This is a genomic window from Acidaminococcus hominis (assembly GCF_022484025.1).
Classification (GTDB): Bacteria; Bacillota; Negativicutes; order Acidaminococcales; family Acidaminococcaceae; genus Acidaminococcus; species Acidaminococcus hominis.
This window is the reverse complement of sequence record NZ_JAKVMG010000001.1, coordinates 1031070-1046041: the sequence shown is the minus strand read 5'-3', so window position 1 is coordinate 1046041 and position 14972 is coordinate 1031070. Positions and strand designations below refer to the sequence as shown.

General features: G+C 54.2%; 15 protein-coding genes, 1 riboswitch and 1 other annotated feature. All 15 genes read left to right on the top strand.

All coding sequences use genetic code 11. The annotated features are described in order from the left end of the window. The 15 genes from LKE88_RS04440 to lepA all read left to right on the top strand — a co-directional run bounded on the left by LKE88_RS04440 (window position 1) and on the right by lepA (window position 14967). A complete protein-coding gene (locus tag LKE88_RS04440) occupies window positions 1-762 on the top strand; it encodes an HpcH/HpaI aldolase family protein (RefSeq protein ID WP_276802850.1) in 762 nt (253 codons plus the stop codon). 14 nt (window positions 763-776) lie between these two features. After that, window positions 777-2135: a TRAP transporter large permease subunit gene (locus LKE88_RS04435; RefSeq protein ID WP_118286867.1), complete on the top strand. Its 1359-nt coding sequence runs from the start codon at window positions 777-779 to the stop codon at window positions 2133-2135. Between the two features lie 9 nt (window positions 2136-2144). After that, window positions 2145-2384, top strand: coding sequence for a hypothetical protein (locus LKE88_RS04430; RefSeq protein ID WP_105327255.1), 240 nt, complete (start codon window positions 2145-2147; stop codon window positions 2382-2384). A 180-nt stretch (window positions 2385-2564) separates the two neighbouring features. Beyond that, a complete protein-coding gene (locus LKE88_RS04425; protein WP_105327256.1) occupies window positions 2565-3758 on the top strand; it encodes a type II secretion system F family protein in 1194 nt (397 codons plus the stop codon). A gap of 18 nt (window positions 3759-3776) precedes the next feature. Next, on the top strand, window positions 3777-4223 hold the full coding sequence (locus LKE88_RS04420) for a type II secretion system protein (RefSeq protein ID WP_105327257.1): 447 nt from the start codon (window positions 3777-3779) through the stop codon (window positions 4221-4223). 29 nt (window positions 4224-4252) lie between these two features. After that, window positions 4253-4681, top strand: coding sequence for a hypothetical protein (locus tag LKE88_RS04415; protein WP_276802847.1), 429 nt, complete (start codon window positions 4253-4255; stop codon window positions 4679-4681). Beyond that, window positions 4668-5009 (top strand): hypothetical protein, encoded by a 342-nt coding sequence (locus LKE88_RS04410; protein ID WP_105327259.1) that lies wholly within the window; start codon window positions 4668-4670, stop codon window positions 5007-5009. Before LKE88_RS04415 ends, LKE88_RS04410 begins: the two co-directional genes overlap by 14 nt. Continuing rightward, window positions 4990-5508 carry a hypothetical protein gene (locus tag LKE88_RS04405; RefSeq protein ID WP_105327260.1) on the top strand — a complete coding sequence of 173 codons (519 nt, stop codon included), beginning with the start codon at window positions 4990-4992 and terminating at the stop codon, window positions 5506-5508. Before LKE88_RS04410 ends, LKE88_RS04405 begins: the two co-directional genes overlap by 20 nt. Next, window positions 5495-6358 (top strand): LbetaH domain-containing protein, encoded by an 864-nt coding sequence (locus tag LKE88_RS04400; protein ID WP_105327261.1) that lies wholly within the window; start codon window positions 5495-5497, stop codon window positions 6356-6358. The genes LKE88_RS04405 and LKE88_RS04400 overlap by 14 nt, the downstream gene beginning before the upstream one ends. Window positions 6359-6371: 13 nt before the next feature. Further along, complete coding sequence (locus tag LKE88_RS04395; RefSeq protein WP_105327262.1) at window positions 6372-7223, top strand: protease inhibitor I42 family protein; 852 nt, start codon at window positions 6372-6374, stop codon at window positions 7221-7223. Between the two features lie 443 nt (window positions 7224-7666). Continuing rightward, window positions 7667-9154, top strand: coding sequence for an aldehyde dehydrogenase family protein (locus tag LKE88_RS04390; RefSeq protein ID WP_118286869.1), 1488 nt, complete (start codon window positions 7667-7669; stop codon window positions 9152-9154). Window positions 9155-9293: 139 nt separating this feature from the next. Continuing rightward, window positions 9294-9371, top strand: a riboswitch (ZMP/ZTP riboswitch). Between the two features lie 49 nt (window positions 9372-9420). Continuing rightward, a complete protein-coding gene (locus tag LKE88_RS04385) occupies window positions 9421-10596 on the top strand; it encodes a phosphoribosylaminoimidazolecarboxamide formyltransferase (RefSeq protein ID WP_105327264.1) in 1176 nt (391 codons plus the stop codon). Window positions 10597-10690: 94 nt separating this feature from the next. Beyond that, window positions 10691-10922: a binding site (T-box leader), on the top strand. A 56-nt stretch (window positions 10923-10978) separates the two neighbouring features. Next, the gene (leuA, locus tag LKE88_RS04380; protein WP_105327265.1) at window positions 10979-12673 is read left to right on the top strand and encodes a 2-isopropylmalate synthase; all 1695 of its coding nucleotides are present in this window, start codon (window positions 10979-10981) and stop codon (window positions 12671-12673) included. Between the two features lie 63 nt (window positions 12674-12736). Further along, a complete protein-coding gene (gene rpsT, locus LKE88_RS04375) occupies window positions 12737-13000 on the top strand; it encodes a 30S ribosomal protein S20 (RefSeq protein ID WP_105327266.1) in 264 nt (87 codons plus the stop codon). Between the two features lie 164 nt (window positions 13001-13164). Beyond that, window positions 13165-14967 carry a translation elongation factor 4 gene (gene lepA / locus LKE88_RS04370; RefSeq protein ID WP_105327267.1) on the top strand — a complete coding sequence of 601 codons (1803 nt, stop codon included), beginning with the start codon at window positions 13165-13167 and terminating at the stop codon, window positions 14965-14967. Window positions 14968-14972 lie beyond the last annotated feature (5 nt).

The window sequence follows — 14972 nt, the reverse complement described above, 5'->3', positions numbered from 1 at the left end:
ATGGGCGTACTGGCGAACGAAAAACAAGGAAAACCTTCTTTTGGCCTGAACCTGGCCCTGACGGACCCGGTGGTGCTGGAATATGCCAAGCTGGCCGGTTACGATTTTGTCCGGCTGGACTGTGAGCATATCCTCTACGACTACAGTACTATAGGAGAAATGCTCCGGCTGGGCAGAGCCTTGAATATTGACGTGCAGCTGCGGCTGGCGGACCCGGCACAGGCGGGGCCTCTGCTGGATATGGGGGCCACAGCCCTGATGTTTCCCCATGTGAGCAGCGCCCTGGAGGCCAAACGGATTGTGGAGCTGACCAAGTTCCCGCCCCTGGGGGACCGGGGCCTTACCGGGGCCAGCCGGGTGGTGCAGCTCAGCGGGCTTACCACCAGCGCCTACCAGGCCCAGGCCAACACCCAGGTGTACAATATCATCCAAATTGAAAGCAAGGAAGCCCTGGAACGGATCGACGAAATCCTGTCCGTGCCGGGCATTGATTTGGTGGCCACCGGTTGCAACGACCTGTCCCAGTCCCTGGGGGTACCGGGGCAGAAGAACCATCCCAAGGTTTTGGACGCAGAAAACACCATCATTCGCAAGACCTTGGACTACGGCAAGACGCCCACCATTTTGTGCAAAAGCCAGAAGCGGTATGCAGAACTGCTGGAGCAGGGCGTGCGCTGCTTTTCCGTAGGCAGGGATGACAGCCTGCTGAAAACAGCCCTGGAAACCCAACTGCAAAAATTCACGCAGTCCTGTCAGGAATAACGGAGGAATCAATTATGGAAATTGGGATTGGCATCTGGGCCTTCTTGGCCTACATTGGATTTATCCTTATTTGGAACCTGGTGGTGAAACGGAAATTGGCGGAAGCCATGATGATTTCCTGGATCATCGTCTGCCTGCTCCACGGCCTGGACAAGGCACCGGCGGCCCTTTGGAGTTCCTTCCTGAGAGGCACCCGTACTTCTTCCTGCCTGTCGCCTATTTTGTTTGTAGGCATGGCGGCCCTGATGGAAGAAACCAATATCATCGGTCGGCTTATTGATATTTTGAACTCCCTTATTGGACGCCTGCGGGGCGGCCCGGCGTACATTTCCGTACTGGCCAGCGCCCTCATGGGGCTGATTTCCGGCTCCACCGCAGCCAACGCCGCCACCGTAGGGAGCATTACCATTCCCTGGATGATGGAAACCGGCTGGAGCGCCGACATGGCCGCCATCATGAACTCCGGCAACGCTGGCCTGGGGGTATCCCTGCCGCCCAGCACGTCCATGTTCCTGATGCTGGGCTTTGCGGATGTGGCGGCCTATACCACCACCGGGGACGTGTACATTGCCGTTCTCTGCACCGGCCTTTACGGGGTGCTGTACCGGCTGCTGTTGACCTCGTACTTCATCCGCCGGTACCACATTGAAGCCCTGAAAGAAGAAGACGTGCCCAACTTCTGGACCACCATCAAGGAAAAATGGGGCTCCCTGATTATCTTCGTAGGGGTTATGATTCCCCTGCTGCTGACCACCGGCCCCATTTCCCAAATGCTGCGGCACAGCCATTTTGGCGCCAAGGGCGTCAAAGCCATCGACATCATCATCTGGGTGCCGGTGCTGATCATCCTGGGGGTGCTGTTTGAAGGCAGAAAACACCTGCCCCACGACGCCGCCGGCTGGAAGGGCTTCTTTAAGCCCCTGGCCAAAAAGTTTTTCAACGTGGCCCCCATTATCATGTTCGCCATGTGCGGCTCCGAAGCCCTGAGCTCCATCGGCTTCGGCCACGACGTATCCGTTTTCATGAACGCTTTGGGCCTGAGCAAGGTACTGACCATTCTCCTGCTGGTAGTGGTGGTAGAATGCGTGGTAGGCCCCCTGAATGCCTCCGCCGCTACCATGGCTCTGGGCCCCATGTGCTTCCTGTGCCTGAAGGATGCAGGCGTAGCCCCGGCCACCGCCGTAGCCGTCTTCCTGATGCTGGTGTCCAACCAGGGCGCCATTCCTCCCAGCTCCTCGGCCATCTACATTTCCTGCGGCATTTCCGGCAGTGACGTCACCCGGACCTTCAGCAAGCTCATGTGTAACTACGCCATACCCATTGCCTGCATCGCTGCCCTGATCGCCCTGGGCATTCTGCCCGTTATCAGTTAGGAGGCTGCCATGAAAACCTTGAACCCGCTTTTACTCACCATATTTTATATCTTCCTGGCCCTGACCTTCGGCTGCGCCATCTTCATCGTAATGGGCCAAGCCGTGGCCATCGTTACCAGTAACCCTGGCCTGGCCGTCTGGTGCAAAAAACTCATTGCCTTGAACGCCCGCTTCGGTGCCGGCCTGTCCATTACTACCCTGATTATGGGGTATCTGAACGGCTGGATGAAGGGGAAGAAGGAAGGGTAAGGGAAAAAAGTAAATAGCAAGGACCTGTGGAAAAGAGGTAATCCTCTTCGCCACAGGTCCTTTTTTGTGTAGCGCATTACCGATGATGCAGCAAAAATTACCGATGGTTTGTCGGCAGCAGGATTCGGGAACATTACGGTTAAGTAGGATAGAAGTATTCCTGTCAAAGGAGGTGAATTCATGCAAAAATTTCGCTGGAAAACCTTGAACCAGGAAGGGCAGACGATAACCGGAGAAATGTATGCCGGCAGCCAGGCAGAAGCAGGGCAGAAATTGCTTTTGACCTATCCCTATGTACTGGAACTGAAGCCCGTTTTCCAATGGAAACTGGGGTTGGGCAGGCGGAGAAACCTTACCGACCTGGAACGGGAAACCCTGTACAGGCAATTGGCCATCCTTCTGGAAGGGGGTATTCCAATTCTGAGAGCGGTCCACGTACTGGGCCTGGGCAAAAGCCAGAAACTCCAGGATTTGTGCCAGGCCCTGGAACAGGATCTTCAGGCGGGCTTTTCCCTTTCCCAGACTTTGCAGAAACATTGGCAGCAGGCGGGAAGCTTGGCACCCAAGTTGGTGGCAGCGGGGGAAGAAAGTGGCAAGGTGCCGGAAACGCTTCAGGGTTTGGCAGATTTCTATGGGGAACAGCGGGAAAACAAGAAAGCGGTGATTCAGGCCTGTATGTATCCAGGACTGGTTTTTCTGCTTTCCTTATGCATTGCCCTGTATTTTGCCTGGGCTATATTGCCCATTTTTATGGACGTGTACCAGCTGATGCGGCTGGAACCAACACCGCTTCTTGTGGGAGTCCTGAACCTGCGGAATCTGGCGGCAGAGTATCCTCCCCTGGTTTTCCTCTTTCTAGCAGGACTGGGCTGGTGCGGCACCCAATTGCTGCAGGGAAAAGGCGGTTTTTGGCACAAACTGCCCATTTTGGCTTCCCTCTACCATGATCTGTGGGAAGTTCGCTACAGCCGGCTGCTTTCCCTGCTTTTGGCTAGCGGCTTGACGTTGGATAAGGCCCTTACCGCCGCAGGAGCTATCCTGCCGGAGGAGAAACTGCGCACTGTAAGCCGACAGCTGGAGCAGGAGGTCATTGCAGGTATGTCCCTTCATGGTGCCAGCGAAAATCATCCCCAATTTTTTGGGTCGTTGACCCGGGAATTTATTGCCATTGGGGAAGAAAGCGGCAAATTGCCGGAAATGCTGGGAGAGGCGGCAGCCCTTATGGAAAAAGAACTGCGGAGCCGGCTGAAGAACCTGAAGACATTGCTGGAACCCTGCTTGCTACTGCTGCTTGCAGGGGGGAGTGCCGCACTTTTGTATCTTGTACTGTCCCCCATGTACACCATTATGAATCGCTTGCCCGCTCAATTTTGAAAGGAGATTAAGAAACTTATGCTGCAGAACCAATTCGATTCCAAAGAAACCCAAAATTTTCAACAGACTACACTTGTAAATACACCCAAAAAGAAAAGAAAGAAATCTCCCGGTTTCACCCTGATTGAAGTCATTGCTGTAATGGCCATTATCGGGGTCATGGCGGCTGCCCTGATGCCCAGTGTAGAATCTGCCATGAACAAGTCCAAGGATACCCAGTTGGTGAGCAATCTGTCGCTGCTGGACAGCGGCGCCAAAATCTACACCATTGAGAACGGCAAGGCTCCCACTAGCCTTCAGGAATTGGTGGATAAAAAATATGTGCCCGACAAGAACTATGAAGGAATAACGTATTCCGCAGGTACAGAAGGTGGCAGTGCTTCCTTTACGGGCACGTTAAGCAGCGGGGAAAAGGTCAGCAGTACGGACCTGGGCCTGCGTACCCCCAGTGGCAATTCCCTATGAGCTGCGGTGCCCGGAAAAGCCCGGGCTTTGTGATGCTGGACCTGCTTTTGGGGCTAAGCCTGTACCTTACCCTGGCCTTTTTCTGCCTGCCTCTGTTTTCCAGCATCAGTGAATTGAGTAAGGCTGTCAAACTGAACTTGGCTTCTCAAGCTATGAGTACCTTTGCCTCTACTGCCCAGCAAAAGGTCATGTACCAGCACGAGGGAATTCTCTGGCTAAAGCGGAATTGGCAGAACCCGAAGGAGCTTCAAATTGGCCAGCAGTACCAGGTCCAGCGGCAGATTTCCATGGCAGAATTGGGGCTGGGAGACTTCGAAGCCAAGTCCTTTAACACGAGCTTTATCCGCAGCGGCAATGCCACTGGCTATATACATGTTGCCCACCGGACGGACCCGGGGTACAGCCGGATGCTGATTTTTCAGCCTGTAACAGGACGGATGGTTTATGCAGATCCATGAAAAAGCCGCAGGCTTTATCCTTTTGGATGTATTGTGGGCTACTGTGCTGGCAGGGCTTTTGGCTGTGCTGGGCCTGGAAACCTGGGCGGTAACTGCCAAAATGCTGGAGCGGTATCAGCGTCTCCAGGCGGCTGCCCGTTTGGCCCGGGAAGCGGTCTGGAATGTGGAAGACGGACTGCCGGTTCCGGCAGAACGGGAGGGCCTGACGCTGCAGGTGACCCAGCGCGCAATGGCGGGTTTTGACCAGCCCCAGGTGCTGTATCAGATTGACGTGCTGGAGCAGGACGGAAGGAGGTACTTCACCTATTATGCGTTTGGGAAAAAGTAGGGGCAGTCTCCTTTTGGAAAGCTATATTGCCCTGGGATTTTTTATGCTTATTACGGCGGGAATTCTTCAATTTGGCGGCCGGCTGGTGCAGCTGTTTGCTGCTCAATACGGTCAGTGGGAACTGGAACGGGCAGCCCAGGACCTGGAAGCACGAGTGGGTAGCCATTTGGAGTTTGCTGTGGACCGGGTGGAAATCCACCCTTCCTTGACTGGCTCTAGAAATGGGATTGCTACGTATGGCCATTTGCAGCCCCTGAAACGCAGCTATTACCTGAACCACCCCATGAAGAATCCCCAACAGCAGCTGCTGTATATGGCCTCCTGGGTGAATTCCACCCGGCCGGGGGCGAATCCGCTCTTGGCTCCTCAGCTGGAAATAGAAGACCTGAAGGTGGAAAAGACGGGGCCTAACCGGCTGCGGTGGCGTCTGTTGCTCAGCTATCCTGCCACCGGGCAGAAAAAGCAGGTGGAGGAGGTCTTTCGCTATGGCAATTACTAATGGAAAAAGTACCGGCATGGTGTCCCTGCTGTTCCTGTATCTGTTTGCGGCCTTTGCCGGCATTCTGTATGCCCTAAAGCAGGTTACCTTCCAGGAGGTGGATGCCCTGGTCTACCGGGAGCAAAGCCGGCAGTGGGCGGAGTTGCTCAGCAGTTTCTGCCGCAGCAGGAATGGACTTCCTCTGAATCGGGAGAACAGCATTAAGGAACTGCCGCCTATGGGGTTTCCGGGGTCTCCGGACCAATTCCAAATCCGGGTAAAAACCTGGCAGAGGGGCGTGCAGCTGCGTATGGAATATGCTAGCCTGCACCGGCTCAACCGGGGCCTTCTGATGGATGGAGCCCGGTATGAAATCCGGCCGGTGGGGAAAAACCTGGAGGTGGAGTATCCTGTGGGCCAGATTCGGGACAAAAATTCCGGGCTGGGTCTTTTGGGAATGTCTGCAGTGGATTTTGCCCACGCCATTACCAGTCCTATGCCGCCCCAGGCTAGGCTGGAACAGCCGCTGGAACCCTATCTGTACCAAACGCCCAGCCGTAAGCCCATTACGTATACCAAGGCGGTGCTGCGGGGCAGCGGGGTGCTGGTACCCCAGGGAGCTCTGACCTTTAGCAACGGCTTTCGGGTGGAAGGGGATTTTCGGATCTATTGCGGCGGCTCTCTGACTCTGGGTGAAGGAGTCTATATGGACAAGGTGCTGCTGTATTCGGCCGGGGCCATGAAAATCGGAAAAAATTCACATATCAATGGTATAATAGTCTCTGACGGCATTGTGGAGCTGGGGGAAAACGTCACCTACACGGAGGACCGCAGTGTTTTGCAGCCGTTTCTCACGAGATATTTATTATAACAGGAGGATTTTCATGAAAAAACTGTTGACGCTGTTTGCTGCTTTCTTATTCTGTCTGCCGGAAACAGTGCTGGCCTTTGGGCACACCACGGTGCTCCAGGAGCATTATGCCGACGGCAATGCAGAGGGTGTGGTTCCCTATGTGGATGGCCTGAAGGAGCAATATCTGGAAAACAATCTGAATCATGTCATTAAGGAAAAGGCCAATGCCCTGGGCAAGGAAGCCGGGGGCAAGGCGGTGCTGTCCTACCAGATTACGGTGAACCGGCCTACGCTGTTTAGTGTAATCCTGAAGGCGGAAGGGGACAAGACGGTCTACGACGGCCTGAATCTGGACACCACCAGCGGCAAGGAGGTGGAACCTCGGGATCTGCTCTATACCAATACGGCGGAGTATACGGAAAAGCTCCTGGGCAAGGATTTTGTCTTTGGGGAAAACGGGATTCTGCTGCCGGCGGCTCCGGGGGGCGCGTATACCACCAGTGTACCCTATGCGTCCCTGGTAAAATCCATCAATGTGGCGGAGGGGGCCCGGCTCCTGACCAGCTACAAGCTGACCCAGGACGCTGCGGACAAGACCCTGGTACTGCACCCGGGGGAACTGGTGGCGCTGTACCTGGATGCCAATCCTACCACGGGCAATACCTGGCAGCTCCTTGACCAAAGCAGCCAGGGGGGCTTTGCCAATCTGGGCCATTCCTTCTACCTGCCCATGGTGAACGAATCCGGCCAAAATGGTTCTCCCGGCAGCACCATTTTGTTCCTGAGCTTTACCCAGGCCGGGGACTACAAGATAAAGGCTGAGTATGCCAAAACGTTAAACCTGCCGTTGAAAGATATTGTATTCAATTTTAAGGTAATTTAAGAGCAATATAAGCAAAAGCTGTCCAGCCAATTGAAAATAGTTTACCAAGGCGCGTCTGCGGACGCGTCTTTTTGTATAAGGGGGATATTTCAGCATTGAACTTAATAAAAATACAAGAAACGGGGAAATATGTCCCAAACCGGGGTAAAATGAAAGATTCTGAAAAAATGAACTTCGTCAACCGTAATTGACAAAGGCACAGTTATAGGATAAAATTATACACATATTAATATATTTAATATTAAAATAACATGAAACTGTTGAATATCTGAAAATTCAGTGCTATACTAATGTTGTCGCTAAGAGATATAGCGAAGCATATTCGAAAATAAGCGTACATTAATTAAACGAAATCCATAGCCTACTGGGGTGACTGAATCCAAGGCTTACGGGGAGAAGCCTCCAGGGGATCCATGGACTCAGATTGAGGGAGGAATGATTTTATGACAAAAGCAGATATCCAAGAAACCTACGGTTTGTTTATTAACGGCGAATTTGTTCCTGCGTCCGACGGCGCTACTTTTGATGCCCATAACCCGGCCAACGGGGAGCATTTGGCTTACTTTGCCGAAGCTACTAAAGAAGACGTGGACAAGGCCGTCAAGGCTGCCAGAGCTGCCCTGCCTGCCTGGGGCAGAACTTCCCCCATTGAACGGCAGAACGTGCTGCTGAAGATTGCTGATATTATCGATGCCAACCTGGACCATCTGGCCCTGGTAGAAACCCTGGATAACGGCAAACCCATTCGGGAAACCAAGGCTGCCGATATTCCTCTGGGCTCCGACCACTTCCGGTATTTCGCCGGCTGCCTGAGAGCCTGGGAAGGTTCCGCCAATATGCTGGATGACAACACCATGTCCCTGATTCTCCACGAACCGGTAGGCGTGGTAGGCCAGGTCATTCCCTGGAACTTCCCGTTCACCATGGCCTGCTGGAAATTGGCTCCTGCCCTGGCCGCTGGTGACACGGTGGTCATCAAACCGTCCTCCCATACCTCTCTATCCCTGATGGAACTGGTACGGCTGATCAAGGACGTAGTACCCAAAGGCGTTATCAACGTTATCACCGGCAAGGGTTCCAAATCCGGCCAATGGATTCTGGACCACCCGGATCTGGACAAACTGGCCTTCACCGGTTCTACCGAAGTGGGCCGGGGCGTATACCAGGCTGCCTGCGACAAATTGATTCCGGCTACCCTGGAATTGGGCGGCAAATCCGCCAACATCGTCTTTGATGATGCGGATATGACCCAAGCCATTGACGGCGCCTGCAAGGGCATTCTGTTCAACCAAGGCCAGGTTTGCTGCGCTGGTTCCCGGCTGTTTGTACAGGAAGGCATTTTCGATGAATTCCTGAAACATTTGAAAGCCACCTTCGAAGCGGTGAAGATTGGCGATCCTACGGATCCTACCACCCAATTGGGTGCCCAAATCTATAAAGCCCAGCAGGATAAGGTCCTGAACTACGTAAAATTGGGCGTAGAAGAAGGCTGCCAGCTGATTACCGGCGGTGAAAAATACACCGAAAACGGCTGCGATAAGGGCTTCTTCATGAAACCCACCATCCTGGTGGCCAACTCCAACGCTGACCGGGTATGCCAGGAAGAAATCTTTGGACCTGTGGTTGTGGTACAAAAATTCAAGACCGTGGACGAAGTTATCAAACTGGCCAACGACAGCGATTATGGCCTGGGCGGCGCCGTATTCAGCAGCAACATCAATACGGCTTTGAAAGTAGCCCGCAGCGTACGCACCGGCCGTATGTGGGTCAACACCTACAATGACCTGCCTGCCGGCGCTCCCTTCGGCGGCTACAAACTGTCCGGTATCGGCAGAGAAACCCATAAGGTGATTTTGAACCACTACAGCCAGATCAAGAACATCCTGATCAACCTGCGGCCTGGCCCCAGCGGGATGTATGATGTGAAATAAAAGCCTTTAACAAACTGGTAAAGAACCCCATAAGAGCAGCACAGCCGTCCTTGGTTGTGCTGCCCCTTTTGTTTTGGGACAGGAACTGCTTCTCCGCCTTTAGATTGACACTGGCCTGTGGAAAGTTTATAATTTTTGTAGCAGGTCATGTAACTGACGGAAGTGGGTAAACCACAGGGAGCATGGCCCAAGACCGCCGACCGTCTGGGCAGAAAAGCTGACCCGGGATAGGTCGGTTTTTTCGTAAAAAAGGAGGAAAAGCATCTATGAAAGAATTGAAATTAAAGTACGGCTGCAACCCCAATCAGATTCCTGCCAGAATCTATATGGCTGGCGGTGAAGATCTGCCGATTACGGTGTTAAACGGCAACCCTGGCTATATCAACTTCCTGGATGCCTTCAACAGCTGGCAGCTGGTGCGGGAACTGAAAAAGGCCACGGGCCTGCCTTCTGCCGCTTCCTTTAAGCATGTGAGCCCGGCCGGTGCGGCTGTGGCCAGCCCGCTGAACGCAACCATGGAAAAGGTGTATGGGGTGGAGGGTTTGGAGCTGTCGCCTTTGGCTTCGGCCTATGTGCGGGCCAGAGGTGCTGACCGCATGTCCTCCTTTGGGGATTTTGTGGCGCTGTCCGACGTGTGCGACGTGGCTACGGCACGGGTGCTGAAGCACGAAGTGTCCGACGGGGTCATTGCCCCGGGCTACGAACCGGAAGCCCTGGAAATCCTGAAAAGCAAGAAAAAGGGCCGCTACAATGTAATTGAAATCGACCCGGATTATGAACCGGAAGAACTGGAAACCAAGCAGGTGTTTGGTATTACCTTTGAACAAAAACGCAACAATGACCAGATTACGGAAGCGCTGCTGCAAAACCGGCCGACCAAGAACAAGGAACTGCCGGAGGAAGCGGTCCGGGATCTGCTGATTGCCATGATTGCCCTGAAATACACCCAGTCCAACTCTGTGTGCTACGTCAAAGACGGCCAGACCATCGGCGTAGGCGCCGGCCAGCAGTCCCGGGTACACTGCACCCGGCTGGCAGGGGACAAGGCCGACAAATGGTGGCTGCGCCAAAGCCCCAAGGTCCTGGCGCTGCCCTTCAAACCGGGCCTCAGCCGTCCGGAAACGGACAACACCATTGACGTCTACACCTCTGACGAAGCGGAAGACGTGCTGGCCGACGGCAAGTGGCAACAATACTTTACGGAAAAACCGGAACCTATGACCCGGGAAGAACGGGCTGCCTGGATTGCCCAAAATACCGGGGTGTCCCTGGGTTCTGATGCCTTCTTCCCCTTCGGCGACAACATCGAACGGGCCTATAAGAGCGGCGTGGCCTATATTGCCCAAACTGGCGGCTCCATCCGGGACGACCTGGTGATTGCAGCCTGCGATGCCCACAACATCACCATGTGCATGACCGGCGTCCGTCTGTTCCATCATTAACACTTTTCGCCCGGCGTGGAGGTTTTTTAGGGAATTTGTTGACATCTGTTACTAAAAACCGTATAATTACCACCATAAACTATAAAGCTTGTAAACAATGACTATGACGGAAGAAAAGATGCGCAGTGAGATTTTCAGAGAGTCGGCGGCTGCTGTGAGCCGATAATCTGCTGGGCATGGATAACTGGTTCCTGAGTCGTCCGGGTGATACGTAGTCCGGAACGGGAGGTCCCGTTACAGACCTTAGCCTTAGCAGAGGTGAAAGGGTCAGCAGCGCTGACTGAAACAAGGGTGGTACCGCGTGGAAATTTTTCCCCGCCCCTAGACAATACCTGGGGGGCGGGGATTTTTGTTGCCCCCGGAAAACAAGGAGGAAACAAAAATGCAAAAACCCATTAAAAAATACATTCCTTTTCAGGGGGTATCCCTGCCGGACCGGACCTGGCCGGACAAAACCATTACCCAGCCGCCTATCTGGTGCAGCGTGGATCTGCGGGACGGGAACCAGGCCCTGGTAACCCCCATGCAGCTGGAAGAAAAGCTGCTGCTGTTTACCACCCTGGTGAAAATCGGCTTTAAGGAAATCGAGGTGGGATTTCCCTCAGCCTCCGAAACGGAATACGAAATCCTGCGCACCCTGATCGAGGACCACTATATCCCTGACGATGTAACCATCCAGGTGCTGGTCCAGGCCCGGCCGGAGCTGATTGAAAAGACCTTTGAGGCCGTAAGGGGCGCCAAGAACGTGATTATCCACTTCTACAATTCCACCTCCACCCTCCAGCGGAAAGTGGTGTTTGACAAGGAAATGGACGGCATCACCAAGATTGCCGTGGACGGGGCCAAGTTGATCCGGGAGCTGACGGAGAAGGAAGTGGCCAAAAGCGGCATGAACATCCGCTACGAGTACTCCCCGGAAAGCTTTACCGGCACGGAAACGGACTACGCTGTGGAAATCTGCGAAGCGGTGCTGGATACCCTGGGGGCCACGGCGGAAAAGCCGGTCATCATCAACCTGCCCTCCACGGTGGAAATGTCCACCCCCAATACGTATGCGGACCAGATTGAGTACTTCTGCCGGAAGCTGAAGGACCGCAGCCGGGCCATTATCAGTCTCCACCCCCACAACGACCGGGGCGAAGGGGTAGCCGCGGCAGAGCTGGCCCTGATGGCCGGCGGGGAACGGGTAGAGGGGACCCTGTTTGGCAACGGGGAACGGACCGGGAACGTGGATATTGTCACCCTGGCCCTGAATATGTACACCCACAATGTGGACCCCAAGCTGGACTTCTCCCATATCAACCGGATCAAGCGCATCTGCGAAAGTGTCACCAAAATGAAGGTCCACGAAAGACATCCCTACGCCGGGGAGCTGGTGTTCACCGCTTTCTCCGGGTCCCACCAGGACGCCATCCGCAAGGGCTTCAAGTACATGGCGGACACCAACAGCCGGTATTGGGAAGTGCCGTACCTGCCCATCAACCCGGCGGATATCCACCGGGAGTACGAACCGGTGATCCGCATCAACAGCCAGTCCGGCAAGGGGGGTGCCGCCTTTGTGATGCAGCAGGCGGTGGGCTACTACCTGCCCAAGGAAATGCACCCGGAATTTGGCCATATTGTTAAGGAAGCCGCCGACCAGTACGGGGACGAGCTGTCCGCCAGCCAGATTGTGGAGCTGTTCAACAAGGAATACGTGGATTTCCAGGGCAATTATCAGCTGGGCAAGCATCGGGTCTACGACAACCAGGAAGCCGCTGAGGACTCCAATACGGTGTTTGAGGGAGATGTGAAGGCCGGGGGCACCGACGTGCATATTATCGGCTCCGGCAACGGCCCCATCGATGCCTTCTTCAGCGCCCTCCACAAGATTGGGGTGGACGGCTACAGCTTCATCAACTACCACGAACACGCCATTTCCCAGGGCTCCAATTCCAAGGCCATTTCCTATATTGAGCTGGCCAAACCGGACGGCAAGCACATTTTTGGGGTAGGCATTCACCCCAATATCAACACCGCTTCCCTGTTAGGAATCATCAATGCCATCAACCGTTCAGAAAAATCTCTTGAGAAATGACTTGCACATTATGCCCAACCATGGTAGAATACTTTGGTAAAGCTTATTGGTGGAGGTGAAAACATGCCGAATATTAAGTCTTCCATTCGTAGTGTCAAGACTGATGCCGAACGACGCGCTGCCAATGGCCCGGTTAAAGCTGAAATCCGCAGCACCGCACGCAAGGTTGAAGCTTTTGCTGCTGCAGGATCCAAAGATGAGGCCCAGGCCACTTTGAAGGTAGCAACGAGCTTATTAGATAAAGCTGCTCGCAGAGGTACGGTGAATAAAAAAGCCGCAGCTCGCAAAAAGTCTCGTTTAGCAAAGAAAGTAAATGCAGTAAAATAAGATTGGCCAGGAAGGCTGACAACTCTTTACAGTTGCCGGCCTTTTTTGTCGTATAAAACAGGCAAAAGGCGCAGCCTTAGACAAGATGCGGCTTTTCATGATATAATAAACTATTCGATTGTAAATTCCAAAGCTTGAATTACCTTTTAGGGAGAGAAATAAGAATGGCCAAAAGCGATCATATCAGAAATTTTTCCATTATTGCCCATATTGACCATGGCAAGTCAACCTTGGCAGACCGGCTGATCGAGAAAACCGGAACCCTTTCCAAACGGGAAATGGAAGACCAGGTACTGGACTCCATGTCACTGGAAAGAGAACGGGGCATCACCATCAAGGATCAGGCTGTTCAGCTGCATTACCAGGCCAAAGACGGACAGGAGTATATGCTGAACTTGATCGACACCCCGGGGCATGTGGACTTTACCTACGAAGTATCCCGGGCCCTGGCTGCCTGCGAAGGGGCGCTGCTGGTGATTGACGCCACCCAGGGCATCGAAGCCCAAACCCTGGCCAATGTGTACCTGGCCATGGAGCACGACCTGGAAATCATTCCCGTCATCAACAAGGTGGACCTGCCCAGCGCAGATCCCCAGCGGGTGGAAAAGGAAGTAGAAGACGTGTTGGGTATTGACGCCAGCGACGCCGTCCTGTGCAGTGCCAAAACCGGCCTGGGCGTGGACGAAGTACTGGAAGCTGTGGTAAAGCGGGTACCGCCTCCCAAGGGCGACCCGGAAGCCCCTCTCCAGGCCCTGATTTTCGACTCCAAGTTTGATGCCTACAAGGGCGTTATCCTCTACGTCCGGGTAATGAACGGGGTCCTGAAAACCGGTATGTCCATCCGGCTTATGGCTACCGGCAAGGTGTACGAGGTCACCGAGGTGGGCGTCTTCCGGCCGGCCATGGTGAACGTGGACCAGCTGGGCGAAGGCCAGGTAGGGTACCTGGCAGCCGCCATCAAGACCGTCAAGGACGCCCGGGTGGGCGACACGGTAACGGACAACAAACGGCCCGCCAAGGAGCCCCTGCCCGGCTACCGGAAAGCTACCCCCATGGTGTACTGCGGCCTGTACCCGGTGGACAACTCCGACTACGATAACCTGCGGGATGCCCTGGAAAAACTCCAGCTCAACGATGCGTCCCTGCTGTTTGAACCGGAAACCTCCTCGGCCCTGGGCTTTGGCTTCCGCTGCGGCTTTTTGGGCCTGCTGCACATGGACGTTATCAAGGAACGGCTGGAACGGGAGTACAATCTGACCCTCATTACCACCGCCCCCAACGTAATCTACGAAGTGGTGAAGACCAACGGGGACGTGGAAATGGTGGACAATCCGTCCCAGTTCCCCAATCCTACGGTGATTGAACACGTGGAAGAACCCTTTGTGAACGCCACCATCATTGTGCCCAAGGACTATGTGGGCGCAGTCATGGAACTGTCCCAGGAAAAACGGGGCGAATACGAGAATATGACCTACCTGGACGAAAACCGGGTGATGATCCATTACGCCCTGCCGCTTAGTGAAATCATTTTCGACTATTTTGACCGGCTGAAATCCGTATCCCGGGGCTACGCTTCCCTGGACTACGAACTCAGCGGCTACCGGCCTTCCGACATGGTGAAGGTGGATATTCTCCTGAACGGGGAAGGGGTGGACGCCCTGTCCGCCATTGTCCATCGGGACCGGGCCCAGGTCTGGGGCCGTGCCTTGGTAGAAAAGCTGCGGAAACTGATTCCCCGCCAGCTGTTTGAAATTCCCATCCAGGCAGCCATCGGCAGCAAGATTATCGCCCGGGAAAACGTCAGCGCCATGCGTAAGGACGTATTGGCCAAGTGCTACGGCGGCGATATTACCCGGAAACGGAAACTGCTGGAAAAACAGAAGGCTGGTAAGAAACGCATGAAGCAGGTGGGCTCTGTGGAACTGCCCCAGGAAGCCTTTATGGCCATCCTGAAGATGGATAAATAACCCAA

Bases quoted from the DNA above. Each gene is read 5' to 3' on its own strand.
- LKE88_RS04390 (WP_118286869.1), top strand. From the start codon at position 7,667: ATGACAAAAGCAGATATCCAAGAAACCTACGGTTTGTTTATTAACGGC.
- LKE88_RS04395 (WP_105327262.1), top strand. From the start codon at position 6,372: ATGAAAAAACTGTTGACGCTGTTTGCTGCTTTCTTATTCTGTCTGCCG.
- LKE88_RS04385 (WP_105327264.1), top strand. From the start codon at position 9,421: ATGAAAGAATTGAAATTAAAGTACGGCTGCAACCCCAATCAGATTCCT.
- LKE88_RS04410 (WP_105327259.1), top strand. From the start codon at position 4,668: ATGCAGATCCATGAAAAAGCCGCAGGCTTTATCCTTTTGGATGTATTG.
- LKE88_RS04400 (WP_105327261.1), top strand. From the start codon at position 5,495: ATGGCAATTACTAATGGAAAAAGTACCGGCATGGTGTCCCTGCTGTTC.
- LKE88_RS04405 (WP_105327260.1), top strand. From the start codon at position 4,990: ATGCGTTTGGGAAAAAGTAGGGGCAGTCTCCTTTTGGAAAGCTATATT.
- rpsT (WP_105327266.1), top strand. From the start codon at position 12,737: ATGCCGAATATTAAGTCTTCCATTCGTAGTGTCAAGACTGATGCCGAA.
- LKE88_RS04420 (WP_105327257.1), top strand. From the start codon at position 3,777: ATGCTGCAGAACCAATTCGATTCCAAAGAAACCCAAAATTTTCAACAG.
- lepA (WP_105327267.1), top strand. From the start codon at position 13,165: ATGGCCAAAAGCGATCATATCAGAAATTTTTCCATTATTGCCCATATT.
- LKE88_RS04430 (WP_105327255.1), top strand. From the start codon at position 2,145: ATGAAAACCTTGAACCCGCTTTTACTCACCATATTTTATATCTTCCTG.
- LKE88_RS04425 (WP_105327256.1), top strand. From the start codon at position 2,565: ATGCAAAAATTTCGCTGGAAAACCTTGAACCAGGAAGGGCAGACGATA.
- LKE88_RS04440 (WP_276802850.1), top strand. From the start codon at position 1: ATGGGCGTACTGGCGAACGAAAAACAAGGAAAACCTTCTTTTGGCCTG.
- LKE88_RS04435 (WP_118286867.1), top strand. From the start codon at position 777: ATGGAAATTGGGATTGGCATCTGGGCCTTCTTGGCCTACATTGGATTT.
- leuA (WP_105327265.1), top strand. From the start codon at position 10,979: ATGCAAAAACCCATTAAAAAATACATTCCTTTTCAGGGGGTATCCCTG.